Raw genomic sequence first — 17,227 nt, forward strand, 5'->3', positions numbered from 1 at the left:
AAGCAGTGTCTCAGCCGGTGAAGTCAGCCAGCTCCCGGAGCAGCGCAGCCTTCGGCTTCGCGCCCACGATGGACTTGGCCAGTTCACCGTTCACGTAGACATTGATGGTAGGGATGCCGGTGACGCGGTAAGTACTCGGGGTGACCGGGTTCTCGTCGACGTTCATCTTGAGAAAGGTCACCTTGTCGCTGTGCTCGCCGGCCAGCTCCTCCAGGATCGGCGAGACCTGACGACACGGTCCGCACCACTCGGCCCAGAAGTCCACCAGCACCGGCTTGTCGCTCTTCAGCACGGTGGCGTCGAACTCGGCGTCCGTGACTGCGTTCATCTTGTCGCCCATGGCGATCTCCTTAAGGGTTTGCTGCTCGAAGTGGCGAAGGGTGGTTCGGAGTCAGACCGTGACCGGCTCGGTGGCCTCAGCGGCCGCGGCGGTCGCCTCGAACTCCAGCGTGGCCAGGAAGCGCTCGGCGTCCAGAGCCGCGGAACAGCCGGTGCCGGCCGCCGTGATGGCCTGGCGGTAGGTGTGGTCGACCAGGTCGCCCGCGGCGAACACACCGGGCAGGTTGGTCCGGGTGCTGTCGGGCTGGACCAGCACGTAGCCGTCCTCGTCCAGGTGCACCTGGCCCTTGACCAGCTCCGAGCGCGGGTCGTGCCCGATCGCGATGAACAGGCCGGTCACCGGCAGCTCGCGGGTCTCACCGGTGACGGTGTCGCGCAGCACGATGCCGGTCAGCTTCTCGTCGCCCTTGATCTCGGCCACCTCGGAGTTCCACGCGAACTCGATCTTCTCGTTCGCGAAGGCCCGCTCGGCCATGATCTTCGAGGCGCGCAGCTCGTCGCGACGGTGCACGATGGTGACCTTGTCGGCGAACCGGGTCAGGAAGGTCGCCTCCTCGATCGCGGTGTCGCCACCGCCGATCACGGCGATCTCGTGCTGACGGAAGAAGAACCCGTCACAGGTCGCACACCAGGACACTCCGTGTCCGGACAGCCGATCCTCGTGCTCGAGGCCGAGCTTGCGGTAGCCGGAGCCCATCGCGAGGATGACGGCCTTGGCGCGGTGCACGGTGCCGGCCGAGTCGGTGACGGACTTGATCTCACCGGTCAGGTCGACCGCGACGATGTCGTCGGCGACCAGCTCGGCGCCGAAGCGCTCCGCCTGGGTGCGCATCTCGTCCATCAGCGCGGGGCCCATGATGCCTGCGGAGAAGCCCGGGTAGTTCTCCACCTCGGTGGTGGTCATCAACGCGCCACCGGCCGTGACGGAACCTTCGAAGACCAGCGGCGCCAGCTGGGCGCGCGCGGCGTAGACGGCAGCCGTGTAACCGGCTGGGCCGGAACCGATGATGATGACGTTGCGGACTTCTGCCTCGCTCATTCAGGCGTTCCTCGGGTCGTCGAGACTGGGTACGTCGTACTCAACGGATCCTTGAGGCCGACCATTCCCCCCTGACCGGGGTGGTGGGGTGGGAATGTAGAAAACACGGTACCCATGGACGTGATCGGCTACCCAATCGGCTCACCGCCTGGAATCAACGGTTGCGCAACGTCACCGTGGTCTCGTAAACCGGCGTGGCGACGCCACCGGACGTGTTGCAACCGGTGACCACGGTGATCTGGATGTCGCTCGGCGAACTGCCCTGGACGCCGATCACCGTCGCCCGCTTGCCGTCGACCTTGGCCTGCTGGACCAGCCGCAGGTCCGGGTTGGACCGGCCGGCCGCGAAGCTCCGGGCGCAGTCGACCTCGGTCGGGGTGGCGTGCAGCAGCGGGCCGTTGGCGTTCTCGAGCCAGCGCTGCACGTTCGGTCCGACCTGGTCGGTCGACAGCGACGGGATCGAGTCGATCGGCACGGTCGGGTTGATCCCGGCGGCGCCTTCGTTGCCGTGGCCGGCGGTGCCGAGCGCGACGCCGACGCCGATCCCCGCGATCGCGAGCACGCCGGCGGCGGCCAGCACGAGCTTGGGGAGATGACGACGTGGCTCTTCGCGCATCTGGACCAGCGAGTGGACGCCGACCGTGGAGGCGCGGAGTACGGACTCGGAGACGATGACGGAGTCGAGGTGCTCGGCGACGGCGGTCGGCATCGGGATGTCGGCGCGGCCCTCGTCGGCCAGGTCCTCGGTCAGTTGCAGCAGCGCGTCGTACGTCTGCTGACAGTCCGGGCAGGCCTTCACGTGTTCACGAGCGCGATGCGCGTCGGGTGCGGGGAGCAGGTTCTCGATCAGGTCGGCGATGGTGTCCGTGTCCAGGTGCTCGAGGTGCTCACTGGTCGGCAGACCGGATTCGGTCATCGGGAACTCGCCTCCTCACGGGAGGTGCGCAGAGTGGTCATCGGTGAAAAGCTCCGGTCGGCGATCACGGGGTCGCAGGATGGCGACTCTGCTTCGACGGGGACGGCGGTCATTCGGTTCCCACTGATTCCGCGGCAGTCTTCGCCGGTACGTCGGAGCCGCCGCGGGTGGTCTGCCAATGGCGCAGCAACGGCAGCAACCGGGCCCGCCCGCGGGCGCAGCGGCTCTTCACCGTGCCCGGCGCACAGCCCAGAATCGCGGCCGCCTCCTCGATCGAGTAGCCCTCCATGTCGACCAGGACGAGCGCGCTGCGCTGGTCGACGTTGATCTGCTTCAAAGCATTCAGTACGTCGAGACGGCGCTCGCGGACCTCGGCCGCGTCCTCCTCGACCGGCCCCGCCAGCTCGGCCGCGCGGTCCTCGTCCTCGGGCAGCGGGTCGGCCTGGCGGACCTGCCGGCGGCGGATCCGGTCCAGACAGGCGTTCACCACGATCCGGTGCAGCCAGGTGGTCACCTTGGCGTCGCCACGGAACGAGTCGGCCCGGCGGAACGCCGAGATGAACGCCTCCTGCAGCGCGTCGGCCGCCTCCTCGGGCTCGCCGAGGGTGCGGATCGCGACCGCCCACATCCGGTCGCGGTGCCGCTTGACCAGGATGCCGAAGGTGTCCGGGTTGCCGGCCACGTGCAGCCGGAGCAGCTCGTGGTCGTCCATCGTGTCGTAGCCCGGCGGCAGAGCCGAGGGCCCGCCATCTACAGGGGGGCCTATCCGAGTGATGTCAGAGGTCATTTCTGGACCGAGACCTCCGCGATCTCGCCGCGGTACCCGGTACCGTCCTTCGGGATCTTGGTCAGCCACACCAGCACATAGCGGGTCTTGACGGGCGCGGCCGGCGTCAGCACAGCCTGTTCGCCCTGATCCCCGAGTGACGCTACCGACTTCCAGCCGCTGACCGCGGGTGCGGAGACGTTCGGGTCCGCCTTCGGCACCATCAGCTCGAGACTGGTGCCGTCGCCGACCAGAGTGACCGTCACCTTGGAGACATCGGTGAGCGCGCCGAGGTCGTAGATGATGCCGACGCCGTCCTTGCTGCCGCCGAAGTTGGGCTTGTTCTTGTACGACATCGTGGTCCAGGTCGTACTGGCATCGCCGTCGTAGGTCTTGCCGACGTCCTTGGGGTGTTCCTCGCCGTTGCCCTGTGGCTCGGGGTCGAAGTCCTTGGCGGCGACGATCTTCGCCGGGGCGCCGGACGCCGACGGCGGTGGCGAGCTGGCCGCGGGTGGCGGGTTGGTCTTGCTGTCGTTGCCCTGGTCCTTGTTGATCGCGCCCTTGACCAGGAACTGCGCCATCGCGACCACGGACAGCAGCGCCAGGACGGCGAGCAGGATCAGGATCCGGCCACCCCAGCTGCCGCGCTGCTTCGGCTCGTCGGCCGGCGGCTTACGCCGGCCACCGTTTTGCGGGGGCGGGGCTTGGCGGCGTACCGGCCGGGTCTCCGCTGCTGCGGCGTAGGCCGGTTGAGCGGGGACGCGGCCGTTGTTCTCGGCGTAGGCGCTCTGCTGGTACTCCGGGATCTGCGGCGTCGGGTCGAGTGCGGGCGGCGCCTGGATCGGCGGCGCGATCTGGGTGGCGTCGTCGACGCTGCCGTTCTGCCGGGCGACCGCGACCGTCTCGTCCATCTGGCTCGGCGGCTCGTGCGAACTGCCGATGACCCCGGACAGCGCAGCGGACAGGCCTGCCGCGCTGGTGATCGGGACGGAGTGGTGCCGCGGCGGGTCACCGAGCAACCGGTCCGAGATGTCGTCCAGCGAGCGCGGTACGCCGGCGCGCACCTGGCGCGGGCTCAGCAGCCGACCGTGCTCGACCGGAGCGGGCTGGAGACCCCAGGCCGGGGCCGGACCGGGCCAGCGCCCGGTCAGAGAGGCGTACAGCAGCTCGCCGAGCGCCCGGACGTCCTCCTCCGGCGAACCGGGCCCGGTGGAGCGCAGGGCGGCCTCAGTGGCGAGTCCGACGACCTTGATGGCTCCGGCGTCGGTCACGACGACGGTGGAGGGGCTGATTGAGCCGTGCGAGTGGCCGGTGCGGTGCAGGTTCTCCAGTGCCTCGGAGACCTCGCGGGCCAGCCAGCCGGCCTGCTGGCCGGTCAGCGGTCCAGCGCTGAGCATCCGCTCGAGGGGCCGGCCACCGGCCCACTCACGGACGCAGTACGTCACGCCTTCGTGCATGTCGCAGTCGAGCACCCGGAGGAACCGCGGGTCCGCTGCTGCCGCGGCACGCCGGGCCGCGTCGAAGAGTTGGTTCGTCCTCGGGTCGCCAACCGGCAGGACGTCTACGACCACTGCCCGGCTGAGCACCTCGTCCACTGCTCGCCACACCCGCGCACCGTCGATCTCCGCGAGCAACTCGGCGATCCGGTACCGGCCGGCGAGCAGGGCACCAGGACTGACGGTCTGGTTCGACACGGTGTCTCTCGCCCTCCTCGATGCACTGGTCGTCCTGCGTCTCCGCCCTGGATCCGGTCGGCGGCCGAATTCGGCTGATCCAGGCAGGTGCGAACGGTTGGCGGTCCGATCGCAGCCCCCATGCTAGTGCCCCGCTGACCGGACAAGTGGTGCACGAGTGCACAAGCGGCCGATCAGGGCCTACCGGGAGCGGCCGGGGAGCTTCGATGTGACCGCGGCCACCACGTCGGTGACCTCGTGGATACGGAGTACCCGCGCCACACCGACGTACACCGGGAGCATCACGACGCCGCCGACGGCGAGCTGGACGACCGCCGCGAGCGGGCCGGTCCAGTCGACGGCGGAGTCGAACACGGTCAGCACCCCGCGGCCGATGCCTGCCCCGGCCACGGCGGCGATCACCATCGCGAGCAGCGGCAGCCCGATGCCCGAGCCGGCCACCCGGGGGACCCGGCGGCGGAGCACGCGGCGGGACATCAGCACGGCGACCAGGTACGCCAGCGCATACGCGGCACCGAGCACCACGCCGCTGAACCTCAGGTGCTGCTCGTCCAGCAGGACCCGTACGCCGATCAGCGCGGCGGCGATGTTCGTCGCGGCGATCGCGCACTGCATGAAGAACGGCGTCCGGGTGTCCTCGAACGCGTAGAAGGTGCGCAGCTGGAAGTACTGGACCGTGAACGGCACGATCCCCAGCGCGAGCGTCATCAGCGTGTACGCCATCAACTGCAGGTTGTTCTTACCGGACCCGTAGCCGGCGATCACCGTCACGATCGGATAGGCGAAGGCGATCATCGCCGCGGCCGCCGGTACGACGATCGCCAGCGTCTGGCGGATCGACCGGGCCGACAGCCGGGCCACCTCGGTCACGTCACCCGCCGCCGCCAGCGCCGACATCTGCGGCAGCGCGGCCGTGGCCAGTGAGACGGTGACGATGCCGTGTGGCACCAGGATGATCAGCATGGCGGTGCTGTAGGCGAACAGACCGGCCTTGGCACCGGGATCGTTCGAGGCGCTACCGGCGATCGCCAGCTTGGTGACGACCACCAGCGTCACCTGGTTGACCGCGACGAAGAGAACGGTCCAGGTGCCGAGCTTGGCGGTCTGGCCGAGGCCGGTGCCGCGCAGCCCGAACTTAGGCACATAGGTGTGGCCACTGGCCTTCAGGTACGGCAGCAGCACCAGCAATTGCACGGCGATGCCCAGCGTGTGGCCGAGGCCGAGCAGCAGCTCCTCGCCGTGGCTGAAGGTCGGCGGGTTGTCGCCGGCCCGGTAGACCAGCAGGAAGATCACGATCGAGGCGCACGCGACCACGTTGTTCGCGATCGGCGCCCACATCATCGGGCCGAACCGGCGCCGGGCGTTCAGCACCTGGCCGACCAGGACGAACGCGCCGTAGAAGAAGATCTGCGGCAGGCAGAGCCGGGCGAACATGATCATCGAGTTCTTCTCGGCCAGCCGCGACGGGTCGTGCAGCTCCTTCGGCAGGTAGAGCTCCGAGATCTGCGGCGCCAGCACCACACAGGCCACGGTGACCACGGCCAGCACCAGGAAGCCGAAGGTCAGCAGCCGGTTGGTGAAGTCCTGGCCGCCGTCGTCGTGGTTCTTGATCGCGCGGACCAGTTGCGGCACCAGCACGGTGTTGAAGATGCCGCCGGCCAGCAGGATGTAGAGGCTGTTCGGGATCGTGTTGGCGGCGGTGAAGATGTCGCCGCGCAGCGCGGTGCCGATGGCGGCGGCGAGCAGGGCGATCCGGACGAATCCGAGCAGGCGGGACAGCACCGTTCCGGCTGCCATCACCGCCGCGGAGCGCAGGGTGCGGTCAGCCATCCTTCGTTCCGACTCCTTCTTTCAGGCTTTCGAGATCGCTCTGCCCAGGCACGAGCGGTGCCGGGGCGTCAGAGTGTGAGGCGCCGTTCGGGCTGGTGGCCGGGTCGTCCTGGCCGAGGTCCTCGAGCGGCAGCGGCTCCGGATGCAGCGCGTCGGCCTCGGGCTTCGGCGTCGGGTTGCGGCGTTCGGAGCGCACTCGCCGGTAGATCCGGACGATCGACGTACCGAACAGCAGCGCGACCGCGGCGCCGACCAGGATCCAGCCGACGCTGCCGTACTGCGCCGCCTGGATCACCAGCGGCTGCGAGTCGCCGACCGGCTGCTTCCCCGCCGTCACCAGCTGCGCGGTGGCGTTGATGACGCCGTTCTGCTCGGCGCTCGCCTTGACCTGGAAGGTGCCCTTCTGACCGGCCGGCAGCAGCAAGGTGTGCAGCTGGGCGATCTTCAGGTCGTTCCGGTTGCCGGTCGCGGTGACCTCCAGGCCGACCCGGATCGTCACGTCCAGCCCGTTCTCGACGGTCAGCGGGAAACTGCCCTTGCTGCCGGAGAGGTTGACCTTGATGCCGTCGTGCTGGCCCTTGCTCTTGTTGGTGACCAGGTGGACTTTCTTCAGCTGCGCGGCGACGGCGTTGCGCTGGTAGTTGACGAAGCGCTGCGCTTCGTTCGGAGTGGCGCTCCATTCGAGCGAGGCCGACCGGAGCAGTCCCTGGGTCATGCTCAACGGGGTCTGCGCGGCCGGGTCCGACAGCAGCGATTCGTACGTCGAGGTCGTGCTGCTCAGGTCCCGGATCTTGTCCAGCTGCCCGCCCGAGAGGCCGGACGTCTCAGCCGGAGCGGCCGGAGCCTTCGTCTGGCCGGCAGCAAGGCTGGTGACCTGGTTGATCCCGACCGGCGTGATCCAGGGCGAGGTGGACATCGTCTGCAGGACGGCAGAGGTCGACAGGCCGTCGTTGTCCCAGCCGCGAGGCGGTACGACGACCACTGTCGACGTACCGGCCTTGCCGGCGAGCAGCGAGGTCTCCGCCGCGAACCGCTGCTGCAACTGGAGCGGCTGCTTCGCGCTCGCAGGGTCGGGACCGCCGGCCAGCAGAGCGGAGTCCGCGATCACTGCCTTGACGTACTTCGGGGCCGGCGCCTCTGGAGTCAGCACCTTGTACACCGGGCTGGGCTGCAGCTTCGGCCGCTCGTTGGCGGCCCAGGCCGAGCTCGGCAGGATGTTCACGTCGTCGTCGCGCTGCGCGGCGAACCCGAAGGAGCCGGCGGCCAGCGTCTTGGAGTCGACCTGCCGGTCCCCGAGCCAGAGGCCGGACGGGTTGCCCTGCTCGGACAGCGGCATCCGCAGGTTGTACCGCTCGCTGGCCGACCGGGCGCTGCTGATGATCTTGTCGGCTGCGTCACCGGCGGCGGCGAGGCTCGCGATGTCGGGATCGCCGTACGGGAGCAGGACGGTCGGGTTGACGTTGCGGCTCTTGTCGAACGCCTCCAGCCACGCCTTGACGATCGCGCGGCCGGTACCGGCCTTCGTCTGGCCCGGGCCGGCCGCGACCTTGTAGCTGTCGGACTCGGCGATCGTGCGCGCCTCGTCGATCATCGCCGGATCGACCAGCCAGGTGACGAGCCGCTTCTGGCCGAGGGCGAGCAGCCTGCCGAGCTGGCCGGTCGGCGCCATCGCCTCGGCGAGCGAGTCGTTGGCGAAGAGGTGGTCGGCGAGCAGCGTCGGCCGATGCGTCAACGGCAGCACCACAGCGGTGTTCACGCGGCCGGGCAACGGCGTCTTCGGGATCACCGGCATCAGGATCCGGGTCAGCCCGGCGGTGGTCCGGTCCGTCTTGCTGACGTTGCCACGGAACCGGACGCCGACCGAGTAGACGCCGGGCTCGCTCGAGATCTTCCACTCGCTCCACGGCACGACCAAGGTGAACGGGACCGAGTCCTTGGGGGCCAGCGGAGCGTCGAACTCCTGGAAGGTGGACGCTTCGGGGTTGGTCAGGCCGGAGCAGTCGTTGCGGTCCTTGACCGGGACGTCCGCCTCGGTCGGGATGGCCGCGACCTGGGCGGCCGTCGACAGCCGGTCGCGCTCGATACAGGCGGTCGCCTGGGAGCCCTCGAAGGTGGTCTGGCTGGTGTTCGTGACGCGTCCCGTGATGGTGACCGCCTGGCCGGGCGCAGGGGTCGACGGGCTGAAGGAATCGATGGTGACATCGACCATCGGGTTGTCTTCCGCCGCGGTCGCGGCCGCCTGCGCCGGGGCCAGCGCGGCGGCCGACGCAGCGATCAGCAGGCTCGCGCCCGCCGCCGCGGAGAGCCTCAGTCGCCGTCTGAACACGCCGTCACCGTAACCTAGTCTCCCGTGTCCATTACTCCCGACCGCTCAGCCTCTGCCGGATCGTTGTCCGCGGTACAGCGGCAAGGTGTCCAGTCGTTGCTGAAGATCGCTCCGGTGGTCGACGAACTGGGTGCCCGGTTCGCCGCGGCCGGCCATGAGATCGCCTTGGTCGGAGGTCCTGTCCGGGACATTCTCCTCGGTCGTGGGAGCAAGGATCTCGACTTCGCCACGTCGGCCCGGCCGGACGCGGTGGAGCGGTTGCTGGCCGGCTGGGCGGACCACGTCTGGGACATCGGCAAGGCGTTCGGCACCATCGGTTGTCAGAAGGACGACTGGGTTCTGGAGATCACGACCTACCGGTCGGAGTCCTACGATCCCACCTCGCGCAAACCGGAGGTTGCCTACGGCGACAGCCTGCAGGGCGACCTGGCCCGCCGCGACTTCGCCATGAACGCGATGGCGGTGATGCTCCCGTCGCACCAGTTCGTCGACCTGTACGGCGGGCTCGAGGACGTCGCCAACAAGGTGATCCGGACCCCTGGCTCGCCCGAGGACTCGTTCTCCGACGACCCGCTCCGGATGATGCGCGCGGCCCGGTTCGCCGCCCAGCTCGGCTTCACGCCCGACCCGGCCGTGGTGACCGCGATGAAGGAGATGGCCGAGCGGATCACGATCGTGTCGGCCGAGCGGGTCCGCGACGAGCTGATCAAGCTGGTCTGCGCGCCGTACCCGCGGATCGGTCTCGACCTGCTGGTCTCGACCGGGATCGCCGATCACGTGCTGCCCGAGCTGCCCGCGCTGCGGCTGGAGCTGGACGAGCACCACCGGCACAAGGACGTGTACGAGCACTCGCTGACCGTGCTCGAGCAGGCGATCGACCTGGAGCCCCGGCTCGGCGTCGAGCTGCCCGACTTCGTGGTCCGGTTCGCCGCGCTGATCCACGACATCGGCAAGCCGAAGACCCGCCGGTTCGAGGACGGCAACAAAGTCACCTTCCACCACCACGACGTGGTCGGCGCGAAGCTGGCGAAGAAGCGGATGAAGGCGCTGCGGTTCAGCAACGAGCAGATCGACCAGGTGGGCAAGCTGGTCGAGCTGCACCTGCGCTTCCACGGCTACGGCACCGGCGAGTGGACCGATTCCGCCGTACGCCGGTACGTCCGCGACGCCGGCGACCTGCTCAGCCGCCTGCACGTGCTGACCCGGGCCGACTCCACCACCCGCAACCGGCGCAAGGCCGAGGCGCTCCGGACGGCGTACGACGATCTGGAGAAGCGGATCGAGCGCCTGCAGGAGCAGGAGGAACTCGACTCCATCCGCCCCGACCTCGACGGCAACCAGATCATGCAACTGCTCGGCATCGCCGCCGGCCGTGAAGTCGGCGAGGCCTACAAGTTCCTGATGGAACTCCGGATGGACGAGGGCCCGCTCGGAGAGGAAGTCGCCGGCCAGAAGCTCCTGGAGTGGTGGAGCACTAGATCTCCTGCCACGGGATCCTGAGGTAGGCGTTCGCGATCAGGTCGGCCGACGCCGGGTCCGGCTTGTACTCCGTACTGCCGGCCGGGCTCGTGATGGAGGCGACCGGGAGCGCCGGGTCGATCGAGTTGGTCAGGTACGCGGCCCGGTAGTCGCCGAGGGCTGACAGCGGAATGTCGACAGTTTCACGTGCAACATCGAGGGCTGCCCGGAGGCTGAGCATGGTGATGCCGGGCAGCACCTCGGCGGCCGGCCAGACGATTCGGTCGTCGACAGCGAAGCAGATGTTCCAGATGGACGCCTCGGAGACGTGGCCCGCGCGGTTGTAGAAGAGCGCGTTGTCGTACCCGGCCAGGCGGGCTCGGCGGATCTCGTGGGTCAGCGAGAAGGTACCGGTGTGCTTGAGGTGCGGCGCGGTCCGCTCGTGCTCGACGGCTAGCAGGCGCGGCGGCTCGGAGGTGGGCTCGATGGGGTCGGTCAGCGTCAGCAGCAGGTCGGGTTCGACCGGGGTGCCGTCGATGAAGGAGCGGTCCCTGGTGAACGCGTTGACGCGGATCGAGAGGTCTCCTGACGGCGAGCTTGCGAGCGCAGTACGGAGGTAGGTCAGCACGCGGTCAGCGGCGACGCCGTGGCCGAAGAGCTCGCGGGAGCTGCGGTCGAGGCGGTCCAGGTGCAGGTCGAGGCCGCGGACCTTGCCGTCGCGGACCTGCATCGAGGTGAAGTGGCCGTAGCCGGCCGCGCTCAGCAACGCTGGGTCGTCGAGCGCGAGCGGTGTGTCGTTCAGCTGTACGAGGTGGGTCACAGGCCCAGTCTGCTGGCATCAGTCCACTGCGCTACCTGGTCTAGTCTCACGCCGTGGACCTCTTGAGCATCATCGGGTGGGGCGGGTCGGCCCTGGTCGTCGTGTCGTTGCTGCAGACCCGGATCCTGCGACTGCGGGTGCTGAACCTGATCGGCTGCGTCATCCTGGTCGGCTTCAATCTCGCCATCCCGGTGTGGCCGATGGTCGGCATGAACGCCGTCCTCGCCGTGATCAACCTCGTGCACATGTGGCGGCTGCTCCGGCATCGTCACGACGACCTGGAGTACGCGGTCCTCGAGGTGAACAGTGGCGACGCCTACCTCACTCACGTGCTGACCGCGCACCAGAAGGACATCTCCAAGTTCAACCCGGGCTTCACGTCAGCCACCAGCCCCTACGCCTTCCTGGTCCAACGCGGCGAACGCACCGTCGGCGTAGTCCTGGCCCACGACGCCGGCTCCGGCCGCGCCCAGATCGACCTCGACTACGTCCTCCCCGAGTACCGCGACTTCACCCCCGGCGAGTTCGTCTACCGCCGCAGTGACGTCTTCACCGACCATGGCTTCCACCAGGTCCTCGCCCCACCCCGGATGAACGCCTCCGACGGCTACCTCAAGAACCTCGGTTTCCACCCCGAAGGCAACCACCTCGTCCTGGACTTGCCCGACTAGTCCAGGTGTTTGGCGAAGCAGCGGGAGACTGCTTCGTTCTCGAAGGGTGGGTAGCGCGGGGTCTCGGCGTAGCCGTGGTGGGTGTAGAGGGCGATGGCTTCGAGTTGTCTGGTGCCGGTTTCGAGGCGGAGGGTGGTCAGGCCCCGGGTGCGGGCGTGGGCCTCGATCTCGGCCAGGAGGAGGCGGGACAGGCCCCAGCCGCGGGACGTCGGTTCGACGTACATGCGCTTGATCTCGCCGAGGCCGGGGGAGATCGGTTGCAGGCCGACGCAGCCGACGGGGGTGCCGTCGAGGGTGAGCAGGATGAACTCGATGTAGGGATGCAGGGCGACGAGGGGCTGGTCTTCGCCGTAGAGGGCGGCCAGTTCGCTCTGCTGGGCGGTGGCCAGTGCGAGGACGGCTGGATCGGTCCGGTCGGCGTGGCGTAGCTCGACGCCCTCCATCAGCTCCATGCGCCGACGCTAGCAATCAGCCGTGACGCTGCTGTTTCGCTTTCCTCACTGCCTGTTCGGTGGCCAGTGAGGTCGACAGGCTGTCACCGATCGGTCGCGCTGAGGTCTTCCCAGATTCATCGTTACCTCTCAGTATTTTCTGCATGGCTGACCTCACCCGCAGGACCGTCCTCGGCGCCCTGGGCGTCGCCGGTGCCACCGCAGCTGCTCCGGCCACCGCCTGGAGCACCGGTACGCCGACCCTCCGCACCGCCGCCGACGCCTCGCCGACCCTGGTCCGCGGTGCCACCTTTCCGGAGGGGATCATGGCCGGCGTCCCACGCACCGACGGCGCGACGCTATGGACCCGGGTGCCACGCGGGCTCTTCGACGGCGACGCCGAGCTGGCGATCGTGGTGTCGAAGCAGCGCGACCTGAGCAGCCCGGAGATCGTCGAGACGGTGATCGCGGAGAAGCAGTGGGACGGCTGCGTGCACTTCCAGGCGAACGGGCTCGCCGCCGGCGCGGAGTACTTCTACCAGTTCCGCGGCAAGGACACCGTCAGCCCGGTCGGCCGCTTCCAGACCCTGCGCCCTGCCGACTCGAACCAGCCGGTCCGGATCGGCTTCTTCACCTGCCAGGGCTTCACCGAGGGGTACTACGCGACGCACCGCCACCTCGCCGCCGAGGACCTCGACCTCGTCGTCTGCCTGGGCGACTACGTCTACGAGGCCACCGTGCCCGGAGTCCGTGGCATCGACCTCAACCTCTATCCGCAGATCCTGCCGAGCATGCGAGCGAAGTACACGCTCTATCGCAGCGATCCGGATCTCAAGGCGATGCACGCGCAGCACGCGTTCCTGCCGCTGTGGGACGACCACGAGTTCCGCAACAACTACAGCAAGGACAACTGGACGCTGCCGGAGCTGTTCTTCCAGGAGAAGAAGAGCGCCGCCTGGCACGCGTGGTTCGAGCGGATGCCGGTACCTCGCTACGCCGACGACATGACGCGGACCTACCGCTCGCTCAAGCTCGGCCGGACCGTCGAGCTGTTCGCCATCGACAACCGGCAGTACAAGGACGACCAGCCCTGCGACGACGGCGGCAGCATCATCTGCGAGGCCGCCGACGCACCCGGTCGCAGCATGCTCGGCCCGGCGCAGAAGGCGTGGCTCGAGGACGGGCTGCGGTCGTCGGGTGCGCGCTGGAAGGTGCTGGCGAACCCCAACATGATGATGGGCATGGTCACCGGCGCGGCCGGCGAGCGTGCATTCATGGACACCTGGGACGGGTACGGCGCCGAGCGCACCGAGCTGTTGTCGCTGGCGGCCGAGCGCGTGTCCGACCTGGTCGTGGTCACCGGCGACGACCACGACACGTTCTCAGGCGAGCTGTGGGACACGGGCTTCGCACCCGGTACGCCGGGCAACCCCGGCGGCACGCGGCGGGCCGGTGTCGAGTTCGTCGTACCGTCCGTGTCCTCGACCAACACCGGCGACACCAAGGGCGTGGCCGGTGCGAAGGCGGAGGAGCAGAAGCGGCTGCAGTACAACCCGCATCTCAAGCAGGTCGACATGCGGCAGCACGGGTACGGCGTACTCGAGGTCACCCAGGACGATGCCAAGCTCTCCTACCGGGCCGTAGACAAGCTGCACGCCAACGCAGGCGTCAGCACCAGCTACCAGGTCCGTACTGCTCGGGGCAGCTCGACAGTAGAGGTGATCTGATTGACCAGTGCCCTCTCTGGAAGCAACTGCGGCCGCTGTCCGTGCAGGTGAACTCGACCCGGTCGACCTGGTCGAGCAGGCCCTGCAGCGAGCGGCCGACGCGGCTCACCTGAACGCTGTCGTCCACCTGGACGTCGAAGGTGCTCGCGCGACGGCTGTTCGGCATGACCGGGTTGGCGCGCTCGCGGGCATCCCGGTGCTGGTCAAGGAGATCATCGAGGTCGAGGGGCTGCCCTACCGCTGCGGCTCGGCCTCTCTGGATGCACCGGCGGTCAAGGACGCAGACGTCGTACGCCGGTTGCGTGCGGCCGGTGCGGTCGTCATCGGGCTCAGCCACTCGCATGAGTTCGCCTACGGCTGCACCGGTACGTCGAATCGCACCGGGCCGTGCCTCAACCCGCATGACCTGTCGCGGATGACCGGGGGCTCCAGCTCGGGGGCTGCTGCAGCAGTAGCGGCCGGGGTCGTGCCACTGGCGATCGGTACCGACACCGCCGGGTCAGTGCGGACGCCGGCGGCGCTGTGCGGGGTAGTCGGGTTCAAGCCGACCAGGGGGACGTTGCCGATCGACGGGGTATGGCCGCTCGCCCAGAGCCTTGACGTGGTTGGGGTGTTGACCGGGTCCGTTGCCGATGCGGTCTATGCGATTGCTGCGCTGTCCGGCGGTGATCGGGCGGCTGTCAGTACGCCGCGACTGGGGGTGCCGGGCAATCCGGAGTACAGGGACTATGACGCGGAGGTCAGTGCCGTGTGGGAGCAGGCGCTGGGGAAGCTGCCGACAGTGGAGGTCGAGCTGCCTGACTGGGCGACCACACTGAGGACAGGTGTCGACCTGCAAGGTCCCGAGGCGGTGGCGAACCACATGGGTCGGTCCACGGAGCTCTACCAGCCAGATGTCCAGCAACGTCTGCGGGAAGCGGCAGAGGTACCGGCCTGGCGCTACGTTCAGGCCCGAGCAACCGCAGCCGAGCTGGCCAGGCAACTGTCCGAGGTGCTGGACCACGTCGACGCAGTAGTCGTGCCGACGGTGCCCATCGTCGCTCCACTGCTCGGAGACGCACCAGACGTCCGAGCCACCCTGATGCGCCATATCCGCCTGGCCAACATCGCCGACGTCCCTGCCATCACCATCCCGCTGAAGACCGCCGGCCTCCCGGTTGGTCTCCAGGTCATTGCCCGGGACAACCAGAAGGCCGGCGCTGTGGCGCTGTGGATCGAAGCTCAGCTGTAGAGCCTCACGTCCGCGAGAGACCACCAGTGGTCGCTCGTACCGGTGTTGGCGATCCGGACGAAGCGAGCGCGCGTCTGCTTCACGTCGACGTTGGTGAGCTGACCCGTGCTGGTGCCTGAGGCCAGGGGACGCCAGGTGGTGCCGTCGAAGCTGGTCGACACCTGCCACGCGGCAGCGAAGTCGCCGGTGTTGCCGCCGCTGTCGATGGCGATCCGTCGGAACTGCTTCGCCGTACCGAGATCCACCTGCACGTACTGACCAGCAGCCTGCGCTGCCTTCGACTGCCAGACAGTGGAGCCGTCAGCGTCGAACGCCAGCGCCGCATCGGCAGCCGGTACTGCGCTAGCCGTCGCGCCGTCCAGCGAAACCGGAGTCATCGACGACTTCGGCGACCGCTGCCAGACGAAGGTGCCGATCGCGCCACCCGGCAGCGTGTACTCGAAGGACTCGTCGCCGACCGCCACCGCGAAGGTCCGCGGGTCGTCGTTCTCGTTGTGGACGACCAGCGCGGTCGAGCCGTCCGGGTTGCGGAAGGCCGACGACATGAGCTGCCCGTTCCAGCCGGTCGTGCCATACGAGGTACTGGCGATCCGTACGGCGCCGGTCCGCACGAACTTCGACAGGTGGCCGATCGTGTAGTACTCCGCGTCGGTGGTGACGCTGCCGTCCGGTTGCACGGTGACGAGTCCGGTGCAGGTCGTACAACCACCGTTGTACGGGCCGCCCTTGTCGTCCAGCGCGATGTTCCAGTTGACGACCGACTTGGCCCAGTTGCGGGTGGTCCCGAGCATCAGCGTGCGGGCGTGCCAGGTCAGTGTGCCGCGGAAGATCTGCGGCGGCGTGTCGTTGGCGCCGTGCGAGCCGGAGCACTCGGTGAACCAGATGCCCTTGTCCGGGAAGGGCTTCTGCAGGTTGCTCTGGTTGCTCGGGTTCCCGGAGTAGCAGTGGTACGCCGTACCGGCCAGCCACTTGCCGGCCGGGCTGTCGAGCAGCTGGTACGGGTAGTCGGTCTCCGGGTCCTCACCGGGTGGGGTGCTGTTGATGTCGCCGGGGTGCGTGGTCCAGTTGTGGTCGTAGCCGAGGATCTTGGTGCGCGGGCTGAACGCACGCAGCAGTGGGCCGAGCTGCTCGATCACTGCGGCTTCTTGGCGGACCGGCATGTCGGTGCCCGGGTATCCGCTCGGCTTGCGGTTCTGCGGCTCGTTCTGGATCGAGATGAAGTCCACCGGTACGCCGGCCGTTTCGTACGCCTTCACGAACTTCACCAGATAGCGCGCGTAGGCGTTGTAGACCGCGGGGTCGTCCTTGAGCCGGCCACCGACCAGTGAGTCGCCGGTCTTCATCCAGGCCGGCGGACTCCACGGCGTCGCCATGACCTTGAGCGACGGGTTGAGCTGCTTGGCCCGGCGCAGCAGCGGCAGGATCTGCGCCTGGTCGTGCGCGATGCTGAAGTGCCGCAGCGGGAAGTCGGTCTGTCCGGCCGGTACGTCGTCGTAGGTGTAGTGCTGTGGCGCCGCGGTGAAGTCGGACGAGCCGACCACCTGGCGCAGGAAGCTCACGCCGATGCCCTGGTCACGGTCGAACAGCGAGCGCATCGTCTGGTCGCGCACGGCCGGGGTCAGCCGGTAGAGCACCGCCGCGGACGAGTCGGTGATCGAGGCGCCGAAGCCGTCCATCGTCTGGTACTTCGTCGCCGGGTCGACCGTGATGGTCGTCTGCGTGCTCTGGCCCTTGGCGAAGGCGACGTCCGGACGCTGGTGCATGAGCTCGGCGCGGTCGGGGGTGGTGACCCAGACGCTCGCCTTGCTGGTCTTGCCGCTTTGCTGGGTTTGCGCGGGGGACAGTTCGACGGCGTGGGCCCCGGCCGACAGTCCGCTGAGTAGTAGGGCGGAGCCGGCCACGACGGCGCCGATCGCAGGTCTCTTCATCGTTCTCCTCAGGTCAACCCCGATGTAACAAATGAAACAAGAACGCAACAT

At 68.6% G+C, this 17,227-nt stretch carries 14 protein-coding genes; 4 read left to right on the forward strand and 10 right to left on the reverse strand.

Annotation, left to right across the window (positions count from 1 at the left end; translation table 11 throughout):
- Positions 1 to 10 precede the first annotated feature (10 nt).
- The 7 genes from trxA to ABD768_RS21725 all read right to left on the reverse strand — a co-directional run bounded on the left by trxA (position 11) and on the right by ABD768_RS21725 (position 8,910).
- On the reverse strand, positions 11 to 340 hold the full coding sequence (trxA, locus tag ABD768_RS21695) for a thioredoxin (protein WP_343967994.1): 330 nt from the start codon (positions 338 to 340) through the stop codon (positions 11 to 13).
- A gap of 51 nt (positions 341 to 391) precedes the next feature.
- Complete coding sequence (gene trxB, locus ABD768_RS21700; RefSeq protein WP_344843313.1) at positions 392 to 1,378, reverse strand: thioredoxin-disulfide reductase; 987 nt, start codon at positions 1,376 to 1,378, stop codon at positions 392 to 394.
- Between the two features lie 154 nt (positions 1,379 to 1,532).
- A complete protein-coding gene (locus ABD768_RS21705) occupies positions 1,533 to 2,294 on the reverse strand; it encodes an anti-sigma factor family protein (protein WP_343967998.1) in 762 nt (253 codons plus the stop codon).
- A gap of 109 nt (positions 2,295 to 2,403) precedes the next feature.
- Positions 2,404 to 3,006, reverse strand: coding sequence for an RNA polymerase sigma factor SigM (gene sigM / locus ABD768_RS21710; protein WP_343968000.1), 603 nt, complete (start codon positions 3,004 to 3,006; stop codon positions 2,404 to 2,406).
- Positions 3,007 to 3,077: 71 nt separating this feature from the next.
- Positions 3,078 to 4,754 carry a protein kinase family protein gene (locus ABD768_RS21715; RefSeq protein WP_343968002.1) on the reverse strand — a complete coding sequence of 559 codons (1,677 nt, stop codon included), beginning with the start codon at positions 4,752 to 4,754 and terminating at the stop codon, positions 3,078 to 3,080.
- A gap of 180 nt (positions 4,755 to 4,934) precedes the next feature.
- Positions 4,935 to 6,584, reverse strand: coding sequence for a murein biosynthesis integral membrane protein MurJ (gene murJ, locus ABD768_RS21720; protein ID WP_344843317.1), 1,650 nt, complete (start codon positions 6,582 to 6,584; stop codon positions 4,935 to 4,937).
- Complete coding sequence (locus tag ABD768_RS21725; protein ID WP_344843319.1) at positions 6,577 to 8,910, reverse strand: hypothetical protein; 2,334 nt, start codon at positions 8,908 to 8,910, stop codon at positions 6,577 to 6,579. Before ABD768_RS21725 ends, murJ begins: the two co-directional genes overlap by 8 nt.
- Positions 8,911 to 8,973: 63 nt before the next feature.
- Between ABD768_RS21725 and ABD768_RS21730 the strand changes: the two genes are divergently transcribed.
- A complete protein-coding gene (locus ABD768_RS21730; RefSeq protein ID WP_343968214.1) occupies positions 8,974 to 10,410 on the forward strand; it encodes a CCA tRNA nucleotidyltransferase in 1,437 nt (478 codons plus the stop codon).
- Here ABD768_RS21730 and ABD768_RS21735 read toward each other — a convergent pair.
- Positions 10,385 to 11,188, reverse strand: a complete 804-nt coding sequence (locus ABD768_RS21735) for an aminotransferase class IV (RefSeq protein WP_344843322.1) — start codon at positions 11,186 to 11,188, stop codon at positions 10,385 to 10,387. The genes ABD768_RS21730 and ABD768_RS21735 overlap by 26 nt on opposite strands.
- A 53-nt stretch (positions 11,189 to 11,241) precedes the next feature.
- Here ABD768_RS21735 and ABD768_RS21740 point away from each other — a divergent pair, with 53 nt between their 5' ends.
- Positions 11,242 to 11,859, forward strand: coding sequence for a hypothetical protein (locus ABD768_RS21740; protein ID WP_343968010.1), 618 nt, complete (start codon positions 11,242 to 11,244; stop codon positions 11,857 to 11,859).
- On the opposite strand, the gene ABD768_RS21745 is transcribed toward ABD768_RS21740, so the two are convergent.
- Positions 11,856 to 12,311: a GNAT family N-acetyltransferase gene (locus ABD768_RS21745; RefSeq protein ID WP_344843325.1), complete on the reverse strand. Its 456-nt coding sequence runs from the start codon at positions 12,309 to 12,311 to the stop codon at positions 11,856 to 11,858. The genes ABD768_RS21740 and ABD768_RS21745 overlap by 4 nt on opposite strands.
- Positions 12,312 to 12,454: 143 nt before the next feature.
- On the opposite strand from ABD768_RS21745, the gene ABD768_RS21750 reads away from it, so the two are divergent.
- Together ABD768_RS21750 and ABD768_RS21755 are read left to right on the forward strand one after the other, a co-directional pair.
- Positions 12,455 to 14,017, forward strand: a complete 1,563-nt coding sequence (locus ABD768_RS21750) for an alkaline phosphatase D family protein (protein ID WP_344843328.1) — start codon at positions 12,455 to 12,457, stop codon at positions 14,015 to 14,017.
- Between the two features lie 7 nt (positions 14,018 to 14,024).
- Entirely contained in the window at positions 14,025 to 15,248 is a 1,224-nt protein-coding gene (locus ABD768_RS21755) for an amidase (RefSeq protein ID WP_344843331.1), read from the forward strand.
- Here ABD768_RS21755 and ABD768_RS21760 read toward each other — a convergent pair.
- The gene (locus ABD768_RS21760) at positions 15,239 to 17,176 is read right to left on the reverse strand and encodes a glycoside hydrolase family 30 beta sandwich domain-containing protein (RefSeq protein ID WP_344843334.1); all 1,938 of its coding nucleotides are present in this window, start codon (positions 17,174 to 17,176) and stop codon (positions 15,239 to 15,241) included. The two genes, ABD768_RS21755 and ABD768_RS21760, sit on opposite strands and share 10 nt — an antisense overlap.
- Between the last annotated feature and the right edge of the window lie 51 nt (positions 17,177 to 17,227).

This window comes from Kribbella ginsengisoli, from assembly GCF_039537185.1.
In the GTDB taxonomy this organism is placed as follows: Bacteria; Actinomycetota; Actinomycetes; order Propionibacteriales; family Kribbellaceae; genus Kribbella; species Kribbella koreensis.

Coding starts and splice junctions, on each gene's coding strand:
- trxA (WP_343967994.1), bottom strand. CDS start 340: ATGGGCGACAAGATGAACGCAGTCACGGACGCCGAGTTCGACGCCACC.
- trxB (WP_344843313.1), bottom strand. CDS start 1,378: ATGAGCGAGGCAGAAGTCCGCAACGTCATCATCATCGGTTCCGGCCCA.
- ABD768_RS21705 (WP_343967998.1), bottom strand. CDS start 2,294: ATGACCGAATCCGGTCTGCCGACCAGTGAGCACCTCGAGCACCTGGAC.
- sigM (WP_343968000.1), bottom strand. CDS start 3,006: ATGGACGACCACGAGCTGCTCCGGCTGCACGTGGCCGGCAACCCGGAC.
- murJ (WP_344843317.1), bottom strand. CDS start 6,584: ATGGCTGACCGCACCCTGCGCTCCGCGGCGGTGATGGCAGCCGGAACG.
- ABD768_RS21745 (WP_344843325.1), bottom strand. CDS start 12,311: ATGGAGCTGATGGAGGGCGTCGAGCTACGCCACGCCGACCGGACCGAT.
- ABD768_RS21750 (WP_344843328.1), top strand. CDS start 12,455: ATGGCTGACCTCACCCGCAGGACCGTCCTCGGCGCCCTGGGCGTCGCC.
- ABD768_RS21760 (WP_344843334.1), bottom strand. CDS start 17,176: ATGAAGAGACCTGCGATCGGCGCCGTCGTGGCCGGCTCCGCCCTACTA.